Source organism: Aeromicrobium sp. (assembly GCF_025965075.1).
Taxonomy (GTDB): domain Bacteria; phylum Actinomycetota; class Actinomycetes; order Propionibacteriales; family Nocardioidaceae; genus Aeromicrobium.
On record NZ_JAOPXQ010000245.1, the window covers coordinates 1 to 12081 of the forward strand.

General features: G+C 71.8%; 12 protein-coding genes. 1 reads left to right on the plus strand and 11 read right to left on the minus strand.

The genetic code is table 11. The annotated features are described in order from the left end of the window. Positions 1-347: transcriptional repressor (locus JWQ91_RS14675; RefSeq protein WP_297785708.1), on the minus strand; the 347-nt coding region annotated here is incomplete at its 3' end. A 106-nt stretch (positions 348-453) separates the two neighbouring features. On the opposite strand from JWQ91_RS14675, the gene JWQ91_RS14680 reads away from it, so the two are divergent. Next, a complete protein-coding gene (locus JWQ91_RS14680; protein ID WP_297785711.1) occupies positions 454-1230 on the plus strand; it encodes a DUF6390 family protein in 777 nt (258 codons plus the stop codon). A gap of 4 nt (positions 1231-1234) precedes the next feature. On the opposite strand, the gene hypE is transcribed toward JWQ91_RS14680, so the two are convergent. The 10 genes from hypE to JWQ91_RS14730 all read right to left on the minus strand — a co-directional run. Beyond that, positions 1235-2311 carry a hydrogenase expression/formation protein HypE gene (gene hypE / locus JWQ91_RS14685; protein ID WP_297785715.1) on the minus strand — a complete coding sequence of 359 codons (1077 nt, stop codon included), beginning with the start codon at positions 2309-2311 and terminating at the stop codon, positions 1235-1237. Further along, positions 2311-3411: a hydrogenase formation protein HypD gene (hypD, locus tag JWQ91_RS14690; RefSeq protein WP_297785718.1), complete on the minus strand. Its 1101-nt coding sequence runs from the start codon at positions 3409-3411 to the stop codon at positions 2311-2313. The genes hypE and hypD overlap by 1 nt, the downstream gene beginning before the upstream one ends. After that, positions 3408-3707, minus strand: coding sequence for a HypC/HybG/HupF family hydrogenase formation chaperone (locus JWQ91_RS14695; RefSeq protein WP_297785720.1), 300 nt, complete (start codon positions 3705-3707; stop codon positions 3408-3410). Before JWQ91_RS14695 ends, hypD begins: the two co-directional genes overlap by 4 nt. Positions 3708-3728: 21 nt before the next feature. Then, a complete protein-coding gene (hypF, locus tag JWQ91_RS14700) occupies positions 3729-6257 on the minus strand; it encodes a carbamoyltransferase HypF (protein WP_297785723.1) in 2529 nt (842 codons plus the stop codon). A 5-nt stretch (positions 6258-6262) separates the two neighbouring features. Next, positions 6263-6724, minus strand: a complete 462-nt coding sequence (locus JWQ91_RS14705; protein WP_297785726.1) for a hydrogenase maturation protease — start codon at positions 6722-6724, stop codon at positions 6263-6265. Between the two features lie 219 nt (positions 6725-6943). Beyond that, positions 6944-8281 carry a hypothetical protein gene (locus JWQ91_RS14710; RefSeq protein ID WP_297785729.1) on the minus strand — a complete coding sequence of 446 codons (1338 nt, stop codon included), beginning with the start codon at positions 8279-8281 and terminating at the stop codon, positions 6944-6946. Beyond that, complete coding sequence (locus JWQ91_RS14715; RefSeq protein WP_297785731.1) at positions 8278-8919, minus strand: DUF6084 family protein; 642 nt, start codon at positions 8917-8919, stop codon at positions 8278-8280. The genes JWQ91_RS14710 and JWQ91_RS14715 overlap by 4 nt, the downstream gene beginning before the upstream one ends. Next, a complete protein-coding gene (locus JWQ91_RS14720) occupies positions 8916-9590 on the minus strand; it encodes a DUF5947 family protein (protein ID WP_297785734.1) in 675 nt (224 codons plus the stop codon). Before JWQ91_RS14720 ends, JWQ91_RS14715 begins: the two co-directional genes overlap by 4 nt. Then, a complete protein-coding gene (locus JWQ91_RS14725) occupies positions 9587-10525 on the minus strand; it encodes a NifU family protein (RefSeq protein WP_297785736.1) in 939 nt (312 codons plus the stop codon). Before JWQ91_RS14725 ends, JWQ91_RS14720 begins: the two co-directional genes overlap by 4 nt. A gap of 8 nt (positions 10526-10533) precedes the next feature. Next, the coding region (locus JWQ91_RS14730) for a nickel-dependent hydrogenase large subunit (RefSeq protein ID WP_297785739.1) at positions 10534-12081 on the minus strand (1548 nt) is incomplete at its 5' end.

The window sequence follows — 12081 nt, forward strand, 5'->3', positions numbered from 1 at the left end:
GCGTCCGGGGCCAGTGACACGGCCTTGCCGCACGACTCGCACCAGGCGTACTCGCGCTCCCCGGCCCGCGCCAGCTCGTAGAGCCCCGGCCCGTGACCGAGGTGCACGTGCCGGACCAGGCCGACCTGCTCGAGCCGCTCGAGCGTCCGGTACGTCGAGGGGACGTCGAGCGACGGCACCGCCGCCGAGGCGATCTGCTCGACCGGGAGCGGGCCCTCGGCGTCGAACATGACCCGCAGCAGCGCCCGGCGTGACGTCGACACCCGCCCGCCGCTCTCCCGCAGCACCGTCAGCGCCGACTCCAGGTCGGCGACCGGCCGCGGCGCGGTGAGCGGCGAGTCAGGCATGCGCCCGGTCCGCTCGACCGGTGCTGCTCGCCGGTGCGTCCATACCGTCAGATCGTACGCCGCGCACGTGGGTGACCGCAGGACCGCGGAGTCGTATCGTGGGCGGGTGAGCGTGCACGTCACGACCCCACCGTCGGGCAACCGGTTGTTCGCCCAGTACGCCCACGCGCCCAACCTCCTCGGCTACTGCGGGCCCCAGGACGCGGCGACCCTGCGGGCGGTCGCCGCGGGGCGGTCCGACGAGGACGTCACGGGCATCGCCGCCCAGTTCTCGGGTGCCTGGCCCTACCACTCGATCATCGCCGCCCTGGCCGGGATCGAGGACCCGCTGGACCTGGCCGTGACCCGGGCGTACTGGACCGGCAACGACCTCACCGACCGGACCGACCGGCGCGCCTTCGGACGGCGACTCCTCGACACGATCGGGCCGCAGGCGGGCCACTACTGGGGTCACCTGGACGACAGCCTCCTGCTGGAGGCGGCACCCACCCACGCATTCCACGTCCTCGGGGTCTACCCCTGGTCACGCATGCTCGACGCCGGCAGGCCCGAGGCCCTGCACGTCCTGGACTCCTGCCGCATCGCCTGGGGGCGGGTCGCGGCGGTCTCCGGGAGTGGGGTGGAGGTGCTGACCCGTCATCTCGAGTACGACGCGGGCGTCCTGCGCCTCGGGCCGGAGCGCCAGGAGACCGTCGCGCACCACGTCGACGGCCACGCGTTCGTGGCGGACGTCGAGGTCGGGTCCCACGTGGCGGTGCACTGGGGGCGCGTGTGCGACTCGCTCAGCACCGGAGAGGTCGAGAGCCTCGAGCGGTGGACGGGCCGACAGCTCGCGGTCATGGCGCCCCGGCTGGCGGCGCAGCACGCCGCCGCCGGTCGCTGACACGTCAGCAGATGCGGGGCAGCTGCTCCCCGATCGGCCGGTCGATCACCCGGGTCCCGCCCAGCGCGGTGCGGGCCACGACCATGCCGGCGTGCTGGGGGACGCACGTGCCGATGCGCTGCGACGACTGCCCGAGCGGATGCGCGCCCATGGCCGCCAGCACCCGGTCCTCGTCGGCGGCCGGCACGATCGCGACCAGCTTGCCCTCGTTGGCGACCTGCAGCGGGTCGAGCCCGAGCAGGCCACACGCGTCCTTGACGCTCTGCGGGATCGGCAGCGCGGACTCGACCAGCTCGATGCCGACCCCGGACGCCTGCGCGATCTCGTTGAGCGAGGCGGAGACGCCACCCCGGGTCGGGTCCCGCAGGACCCGCACGTCGGCGCCGGTGCCGATCAGGTCCTGGACCAGGCCGTGCAGGGCCGCCGAGTCGGTCGCGAGGGTCGTGCCGAACTCGAGGCCCTCGCGACAGCTCATGACCGCGACGCCGTGCACCCCGATGTCCCCGCTGATCAGCACCGAGTCGCCCACCTCCGCCCGCTCGGGACGGACGTCGACCCCGTCGGCGATCAGACCGATGCCGGCGGTGTTGATGAAGACACCGTCGCCGCTGCCCGTGTCGACGACCTTGGTGTCGCCGGTCACGAGCGCGACCCCGGCGGACCGCGCCGCGGCACCCATCGCCTCCGCGATCCGGCCCAGCACGTTCAGCGGCGTCCCCTCCTGCAGGATGAACGCCGTCGACAGGTACAGCGGGGTCGCCCCCGACATCGCCAGGTCGTTGACGGTGCCGTTGATGGCGAGGTCCCCGATGCACCCGCCGGGAAAGAACATCGGCTTGACGACGTAGGAGTCGGTCGAGAAGGCCAGGCGCTGGCCCGCGCCGACACGCAGCACCGCCGAGTCGCCCATCTCGGCCCGCGCGGCGCTCCCGAACGCGGGGAGGAACAGCTGCTCGACCAGCTCGGCGGACATCGCCCCACCGCCGCCGTGACCCATCACGATGCTCGGATAGTCCCGCAGCGGCAGCGGGCAGACCCAGCCCTCGAAGTCGAGGGCCGCGGCATTCTCGGTGGCAGTCATCACGCCTCCACCAGGTCGAGCCGGCGGTACGTGTAGTAGGCGGCGCACGCACCCTCCGACGACACCATCGTCGCGCCGAGCGGTTTGCGGGGCGTGCACTCCTTGCCGAATGCGGCGCACTCGTGCGGCTTGATCAGGCCCTGCAGCACCTCCCCGGAACGACACAGCGTCGACTCCGCGGTGTGGATGTCACGGACCTCGAAGCGGTACTCCGCGTCGAAGTCGCGATACTTCGGCGCCAGCCGCCAGCCGCTCCTCGGGATCATCCCGATGCCGCGCCACGTGCGGTCGGTGACCTCGAAGACGTCGTCGAGCATCGCCATCGCGGCCGGGTTGCCGGCCTCGGGAACGGCCCGCGCGTACGCGTTCTCGAGCTCGTGCCTGCCCTCCTCGAGCTGCAGGATCGTCATCCGCATCCCCTCCAGGATGTCGAGCGGCTCGAAGCCGGTCACGACGATCGGCACCTTGTACTTCTCCGCCACCGCCGGGTACTCGCTCGTCCCCATCACGCAGCACACGTGGCCGGCGGCGAGGAAGCCCTGCACCCGGCAGGTGGGGGAGTCCATGATCGCCGACATGGCCGGTGGGACGAGCACGTGCGAGACGAGCAGGGAGAAGTTGTCGATGCCGAGTCGGTGGGCCTGGTGGACCGTCATCGCGTTGGCCGGCGCCGTCGTCTCGAAGCCGATCCCGAAGAACACGACCTCACGGTCCGGGTTGTCCCGCGCGATCGCCAGCGCGTCCAGCGGCGAGTAGACGACGCGGACGTCGCCGCCCGCGCTCTTGACGTGGAACAGGTCCTCGCTGCTGCCGGGCACGCGCAGCATGTCGCCGAACGAGCAGAAGATGACCTCGGGGCGGCGGGCGATCGCGAGGGCCTTGTCGATGATCTCCAGGGGTGTCACGCACACGGGGCACCCGGGTCCGTGGATCATCTCGACGCCCTCGGGCAGGAGCTGGTCGATGCCGTGCCGGATGATCGAGTGGGTCTGGCCGCCGCACACCTCCATCAGCGCCCAGGGCCGGGTCGTGATGCTGTGGATCTCCTGGATCAGCTTCCTGGCCAGGTCCGGGTTGCTGAACTCGTCGAGGTACTTCATGGCGTCGGTCCCTTCTCGTGGTTGCCTGCTTGCCGCGCTGCCAGCTCGAAGCCGTCACCGAACTCCTCCTCGAGGATTCCGAGCTTGTCGAAGTTGGCGAGCGTCTCGATCGCCGAGGCCTCGTCGAGTCGCTGGATCGCGAAGCCGACGTGGACCACGACGTACTCGCCGATCCGGACGTCGGGGATGTACGCGAGGCACACCTCCTTGCGGACTCCGCCGAAGTCGACCTCGGCCATCTGCGTACCGTCCTTGTCGTCGAGCGACAGGACTCGTCCTGGGACTGCGAGGCACATGTTGTGCTCCTTTCATGACGCTCAGCCGGCCGCACCGATGAGGAGCTGACCGAGGGAGATTCCGCCGTCGTTCGGCGGAAGGAGGTGGGGCCGCAGCACGTCGAAGGAGGCCCGCTCGAGGGCCGCGGTCGCGCTCTCGAGCAGCAGGGCGTTCTGGAAGACGCCGCCGCCGAGCACGACGGTGTGCAGGTCGGCCGCATCGCGTGCCGCTCGGGCGAACGCCACGATCAGCGCCGCGACGGCATCGTGGAAGCGCGCCGCCACCAGGCTTGCCGGGACACCGTCGCGGACGTCCTGCACGACGGCGCGGATCACCGGGGCCGCCGCTGCGGTCACCGGTCCGTCAGGGGAGGCGGCCGGCGTGAGGGCGAAGCGGTAGCCGCCGACCGGCTCGACGCCGCGCGCCAGCGCCTCCAGCTCGATCGCCGCCTCGGCCTCGTAGTCGACCTCGTGACGTACGTCGACCAGCGACGCGACGGCGTCGAACAGGCGACCCATGCTGGAGGTCGGCACGCACCCGAACCCGGAGTCGAGCTGGTGGGTCAGGACGCGGCGCTCCTCGGGCGGGCAGGCTGCCACGGACGGGATGTCGGTCGCCCAGTCGATCCCGGCGCTGCGCAGGTGCGACAACGCCATCCGGTAGGGGCGCAGGACGCTGGCGTCGCCGCCGGCCAGCTGGACGTAGCCGAGGTGGCCGGCCCGCTGGAAGCCCTTGTAGTCGGCGACGAGGACCTCGCCGCCCCACACGGCGCCGTCGGGACCGTAGCCGGTGCCGTCGAGGGCGACGCCGATGACGCGCTGGTCGGCCCCCATGCCGTGCTCGCCCATCACCGAGGCGATGTGGGCGTGGTGGTGCTGGACACCCACGACCGGCCGGCCGGCGGCGTGCGCGTGGGCCCAGGCGTGCGAGCGGTAGCCGGGGTGGAGGTCGGCGACCAGCAACCCCGGCCGGACCCCGGTCAGTCGCTGGAGGTGCGCGGCCGTGGAGGTCAGGGCGTCGATCGTCGCGAGGTCGTCCATGTCCCCGAGGTGCTGGCTGACCCACGCGTAGCGGCCGTCGGCGATGCCGCAGGCATTCTTGAGGTCGGCGCCCACCGCGAACGAGGGCGGGACGTCGAACGGGAGCGCGATCGGCAGCGGCGCGTGCCCCCGCGAGCGCCGGATCGGCAGCTCGTGGCCGGCCACGACCCGCGCGACCGAGTCGTCACACGGCACGACGATGGCGCGCTCGTGCGTGAGCCAGGCGTCGGCGAGGGACGCCAGGCGGGTGCGCGCCTCGGTGTCGTCGGTCACGATCGGCTCGCCGGAGAGGTTGCCCGAGGTCATGACCAGCAGCGGAGGGCCCGGTGCGTCCTCGGGCAGGCCGAGCAGCAGCTCGTGCAGGGGCGCGTAGGGCAGCATGACGCCCAGGTCCGGGTTGCCGGGGGCCACCGAGGGTGCGACCGCAGGGTGCCCGCGGCCCCGGAGCAGCAGGATGGGTCGGCGTGGGCCGGTCAGGACCTGCGCCTCGGCCGGGCTGATCTCAGCGACCTGGCGCGCGACGTCGAGGTCGTGGGCCATGACGGCGAACGGCTTCCCCCGGCGCGCCTTGCGGCGGCGCAGCTCGGCGACCGCCTGCTCGTTGCCGGCGTCGCAGGCCAGGTGGTAGCCGCCGATGCCCTTCACGGCCACGATCTGCCCGGCCGCGAGCAGCCCGCGGGCCTCGGCGATCGCCTCGGCACCCACCGCGTCGGGGATCCCGGGGCGGACCAGTCGGGCGGTCGGTCCGCAGTCATGGCACGCGATCGGCTGGGCGTGGAACCGGCGATCGGCCGGGTCGTCGTACTCGGCGCGGCACGCGGGACACATCGCGAAGCCGGCCATCGTCGTGCTCGAGCGGTCGTACGGCAGGTCGAGCATGATCGTGAATCGGGGGCCGCAGCTGGTGCAGGTGATGAACGGGTGGCGGTGGCGCCGGTTCGCCGGATCCCGCAGCTCGGCGGCGCAGTGGTCGCACATCGCGACGTCGGGCGACGCAAAGGTCCGGCGCCCACCCGTCCGGCTCGACTCACCGATGCTGAACCCGGTGCCCCCGACGGGGTCGAGCTCGCGTACCTCGACGCGCTCCACCACCGCGAGGGGTGGCGACTCGTGGCGCACGCGCCGGACCAGCTCGTCGATCGCCTCGGCCGGTCCCTCCGCCTCGATCACGACCCCGGAGACGTCGTTGCGCACCGATCCGGTGAGACCGAGCTGGGCGGCCGCGGCGTACACGAACGGGCGGTAGCCCACCCCCTGCACGACGCCGGCAACCTCGAGCCGGCGCCGGACGGGCCCGTCCGAGCCGCTGCCCACCAGCTCGAGGCCGGACCTCGCGTCGCGAGCGGTGGCCTCGGGGACGACCTCCAGGGCCATGCCCATGTGGATGAGGACCCAGTCACCCGGCGCGGGTGGGGTGTCGAGCATTCCGATGTTGATCTGGCGGGACACGCCCTCGACGTCGACGAGGGCGATCTGCCCGCCGAAGCCTTCGGCCATCTGGGTGACCCGGCCGGGGATTCCGAGGCACATGATGATCAGACCTCGACCTGGAGGTCGGCGACCAGCCGGCGGACGGCGACGATCGCGGCCTCGACGGCGCCCGTGGCGGTCGCGCTGAGACCGATCCCCTCGGACACGTCCTCCGGCACGCAGCCGACGACGTACGTCGGAGGGAGCGAGCCGCCCAGCAGCTCGAGGTTGGCGAGCACCGCGACCGGGTCCATCCCGTGCGCGTCGAGCGCGCCGCCACCCAGCTGATCGGGCCCCACCGCCAGCACGGAGACCGTCCCCGGGTCGCCGGGACCGGGGACCGTGTCCACGATGACGAGGGGGCCGTCGTGGTCCAGCAGGTCGTACGCGAGGTGCATGCCCCGGATCCCGTAGTCCACGATCCGCAGCCCCTCGGCCCGGGGCGTGGCGAGTCGACGGACGACCTCGGGACCGAAGCCGTCGTCGCGGAAGAAGATGTTGCCGACGCCGGCGACCAGGACCGTCATCTCCGGGCCCGTCCTCGGCCGTGGTCGTCCCGGGGCCCTGCCGCCAGCTGCCTGCCGGGTGACTCCATGCTCGGCCTCCTTCTGCTCGTCGGGGCGCCGGACCTCACATCTGGCGCATCTTGAGGTATCGCTTGATGTCGGGGAGCGACATCGCGGCGACCACCACCGCGCCGACGGCGATGATCGCGCCGATGCTGCTCGTGATCCATCCCACGGTTCTCATGGGCGGCTCTCCTCTCTGTGCGGCGTCTCGATCGGTTCCAGCTCGTCGGCGGCGAAGTACAAGTAGCGGCCGTACCAGTCGTGCAGGTCGGCCGCCGGGTCGTCCGCCAGCACCACCGCGACATGGGTCCCCCCGTCGACGTCCGACAGGACGGCGGTGACGCGGGCGACCTGGCCGGCGAAGAAGATGTCCTGGGCGTCGGCTCGCCGGTTGGGGTGCACACGGACCAGGCTTCCCTTCGCCACGCTGACCCCGTTGATCGTGACGGCGTCGACCTCCGGGCGCACGGACTCGTCGGCGGCCGGGTCCCACCACGGGACGTCGCCGTTCTCGGAAGGGAGGGGCTCGCCGGCGTGGGGTGAGCGCAGGATGCCGTGCAGCTGGTGCAGCGTCTCCGGCGCCATGTCGTCGCAGCGGTCGATGATGTCCCGGGCGCGGGGATCGGTCGCCCGGGCCTCCGCCTTCTCCTCGTCGGTCATCGTCAGGACCCGCAGCGTGAGGATCTCGTCGATCTCCGTGGCGTCGAACAGTGCGCCGGCGCTCTGCGCCGCGACCTCGGGGTAGTCGTACAGGATGATCGGCAGCCCGAGCAGCAGGTCGGTGTCGCCAGGTTCGCCGGCGAGCACCGGCCAGCAGCGTTGCTGCCGGCACCGCTGCGCGGCGTCCCGCGCGGCGTCGGGTGGGTCGATCAGGGACACGAATTCCGCCCCGTGCGCCTCGACCAGCAGGTGCGCGCCGAGCAAGGACCGCCGGGTCGCGGCCTGCCGGTCGCCGACCGGGCCGGGATGAGTGTTGTCGACGCTGATCTCGAGCCGGACGAGACCGTCGACGACGATCCGTGACCGGACCCGGGCGGACAGGGCCCAGCGACGTCGGACGATCGTGCCGGCGGTGGCGCCCGTGGAGTCCACGAGCGGCTCGGCCTCCTCGCCGCCGTCGATCATGACGTCCCACGAGAGACCGTCGGGATGCTCGCCGAGGTCCGCGCGGACCGTGTGCTCCCGCTCCACCGCCTCGTCCCAGCTCAGCCATGTCGTGCCGTCCACGTGAAGGGCGGGCACCTCGGCACCGGCGCCGTCGACGAGCTGACGCCGCTGGATCTGCAGGAAGCGCAGGTGGACCACGACGGCCGCTGACGGGGCGGTGTGGTCGAGCAGGCACTGCATCGACATCGAGGTGTCCTCGCCGAGGCCGTCGCGCAGGGCACCGGGCGGACCGAGCACGCCGAACTGCCAGCGGGCCTGGTTCTTGCTCGAGCTGGCCCGGTAGGGATACAGCAGATATCCCTCGTAGAGGACGGTGTCGGCCACCGCCCGGGCCCGGTCCAGGTTCACGGCGTCACCTCGCGCTCGCCGGCCAGCAGGCGCTGCAGCGTCTCGTCCCACGACGTCATTCCGTGCCGGGCGCGGTAGTCCGCGAGCGCGGCCACCGTGTCGTGGTCGACCCCGATCCAGCCCCGCCGGGGGTAGTACAGGTCCATCATCCGGCGCCAGACCGCGACCGGGAGGGCGTACCGGGTGTCGCTGTCCCACGGGACCTGCTCCACCCCGAACCCGGTGGAGCCGCGGGTGAAGACCGTTCCTGAGAACATCAGGGAGAGGGGGACGTCGCCCTCGCCGACCGCATGCAGGTAGCGCGAGCCGATCACGTCGAAGTCGTAGCTGCACGGCAGCGGCAGGTCCACCTCGGTGGAGCCGCGGAAGCCCTGCACGGTCGTGCTGCACTGCATCCACAGGAACGGGCGGAGCGTGTCGGCCCATCGTTCCCGGTCGCCGAACAGCGCCCGCATGCCCGTCTCGTCCGACGGGGCGTAGGCCCGGCGCTGCGGCTCGATCCGCACCTGGCACCGCAGGACCATGGCGTGCACCACCTGGCCGGTGGCCTCGCTGATGCGCAGGCGGGCCGACAGCTGGGGCACCGCCGCGTACGGCTCGGCCTGGATGTCGAGGACGCTGAACCCGTAGCCGCTCACGAGGGGTCCCGGTCCGCTTCGGCCACGGCCGGGGACGGTCGGCTGCGGCCCTCCGCCCGGGCGAAGAACGCGTCCATTGCCGCCCGGGCCTCCTGTCCACCGTCGAAGCCGCGCCAGGTGGTCCGCATCGTGCCGACCAGCTCGTAGCACACGTCGATCGGCACGAGCAGGCAGCGGAAGTCGCCACGGCCTCGGTCCGAGCGGTAGATGAGCAGTGCCTCCACGTCCGGACGCAGCTGGCCGAGGGCGGGGTTCGCGGCCATGACCCGGTCCCAGGAGGTCATGGGCAGCTCGGACTCGGTGGCCCCGGCCGGGCCGGGATAGAACGCCACGACCTTGTCCTGGACGGAGTTGCGGAAGACGAACACGAGCCCGACGGGGATCTGCAGGTCGTCCCAGGCCGCGGCATCGAGGACGAAGCCGGGGAACGACACGTACCGGTCGGGCACGGCGCGGTAGCGCAGCACCGCCTCGTGATCGCTGAACAGGAGATAGCACCCGCGGCACGTGCACATCAGGGTGCGGGTCTCCAGGTCGACGACATGCTGGTGCTGCTCGGCGATCGGCTCGGCGCACATCTCGCAACGCTCGCCGGGAGCCGTTGCCGGGCGGGCGCTCCGCACCCGGCGCAGGGTCGCCATCGGCACGCGGCTCCGCCCGCCGGTGGTCATGCGACCTCCGCCACAGGGACGGCGACCGAGACCGACTCCCCGTCGCCGAGGACCGGGAACGGGTCCAGGTGCAGCTGGGGGTCCTCCGCGCAGCCGCCGGCCCGACGCACGTCGTAGTGGGCCCGGCAGCTGGGGCAGCTCAGCAGCGCGTCACCCGCGGCTCCGCCGAGCCGCCGCGCCAGCCCGGCGCCGGACAGGCTCGACCCGCAGCGCGCGCACCGGTCGGCGAAGACGTACCGCTGGTGGCCGATCCGGCAGGCCAGCAGCTGCAGGGATCCCACCGCGACGACGGCCACACCGCTGTCGCCGAGCTCGGCCAGCGCCGGCACGACGTGCCACGTGGCGCCCAGGTCCGCCGGGTCCTCCTGGAGGTGGCTGAACAGGGAACCGACCGGGATCAGGGGCCCGGTCGGGGTGTCGGCGGTGCCCGACGCGGTCTCGACCTCGATCGCGACCACCTCGGGCGCGGCGTCCTCGATCGCCCCCTCGACCGCGAGCTTGAGGGTGACCGAGGACGACGGGCACCCGTCGCAGCTGCCGAGCAGCCGCAGCCGGACCGTGCCGTCGTCGGTCACGGCGAGCAGCTCGACGTCACCCCCGTGCGAGCCGAGGTAGGGGCGGACGCTCTCCAGCGCCCGCTCGACCCGCTCCTCCACGCCGTACGGATGGAGGCCGTGGACGATCATCAGGCCGGACACGAGCTCGTCGGCGGCCAGCGCGTCGAGCAGGTCGTCGTCGAGCCGACCGGCCTCGTGCAGGATCTCCAGGATCCGCTCGATCCCCGTCCCGTACAGGTCGGTGACGGTGCGCACCAGCGACTCCGCGCGTTCGCGTGCCATGACGCCGCCCGTGGCGCTGGCCGTCAGCAGCGCGTCGATCCGCTCTCCCGCCGCTCGCAGGTCGAGGGACGCGTCGGGCAGGTCGGGAGTCGTCATGGGTGGGGCTACTCCGCGCCGGCCGACTGGGTCGGGGAGTGCAGCCGGTCGAGGGTCTGACCCTCACCGAGATACATGTGCACCCCGCACGGGAGACACGGGTCGAAGCTGCGCACGGTGCGCATGATGTCGATGCCCTTGAAGTGCTCGCGGTCGTTCTCCTCGAAGATCGGCTGGCCCTGCACCGCGTCCTCGTAGGGCCCCGGCGTGCCGTAGGAGTCGCGCGGGCTGGCGTTCCACGGGGTCGGCGGATAGGGGTGATAGTTGGCGATCTTCCCGTCACGGATCACCATGTGGTGGCTCAGGACGCCACGCACCGCCTCGGTGAAGCCGCACCCGATCCCCTCCTGCGGCACCTCGAACGTCTCCCACGTCTTGGTGCGTCCGGCCCGGATCTCCATCAGCGCCTTCTCGGCGAAGTGCAGGGCACACGCGGCGGCGTACGCCTGGAAGTACGTGCGGGCCCGGTTGCGCTCGATGGTGTTGCTCCACCTCGGGATCTTCCACTCCATCTCCACCGGCCCCTTGAGCGCGGTCTTGGGCAGGTTGATCTTGACGCTCGACCCCGTCGACTGCACGTAGCCGATGTCCACGAGCCCGGCCAGCGCGGTCGACCACAACCGGGCGAGCGGACCGCCGCCGGTGTCGAGCGCCAGGTAGTCCAAGCCGTCGAACCAGCGCGGCGACATCACCCAGGAGTACTTGTCGTCGAGATCGCGCTTCTGCGGCTTGGGGTTGGTGTGCTGGTTCCACGGGTGCCGCCGGTCGACGGGATTGCCCAGCGGGTCGTGCGTCACGAACGTCTCCTGGTCCTCCCAGTCCTCGTAGTAGGACGAGCCGAGCAGGATGCGGATGCCGAGGTTGATCTCGACGAGGTCGGTCGTGATGAGCTTGCCGTCCACCACGATGCCGGGGGTGACGTACATCCTGCGCCCCCAGTTGGTCATGTCCCGGTAGTCGAAGTTGCAGTGATCCGGGTCCTGGAACGATCCCCAGCAGGCGAGCAGGATCCGCCGGTTGCCGACCATCTCGTAGCCCGGCAGCGCCTCGTAGAAGAAGTCGAACAGGTCGTCGTGCATCGGCACGACCTTCTTCATGAACTCGACGTAGCGCTTCAGTCGGGTGATGTAGTCGGTCATGAGCTGGATCGTGGCCACGGTGCCCACCCCGCCGGGGTAGAGCGTCGAGGGGTGCACGTGCCGGCCCTCCATGAGGCAGAACATCTCGCGGGTCAACCGGCTCACCTGGAGCGCCTCGCGGTAGAACTCGCCGGTGAACGGGTTGAGCGAGCGCATGATGTCGCCGACGGTCCGGTATCCGTGCTCGGCGGCGTGCGGTGCCTCGGTGTTGTTGGCCCGCTCCAGCACGCCGGGATTGGTCTCCGAGACCATCTTCTCGCAGTAGTCGACCCCCACCAGGTTCTCCTGGAAGATGTTGTGGTCGAACATGTACTCCGCGGCCTCGCCGAGGTTGACGATCCACTCCGCCAGGTGCGGCGGCCGCACGCCGTAGGCCATGTTCTGCGCGTAGCACGAGCACGTGGCGTGGTTGTCGCC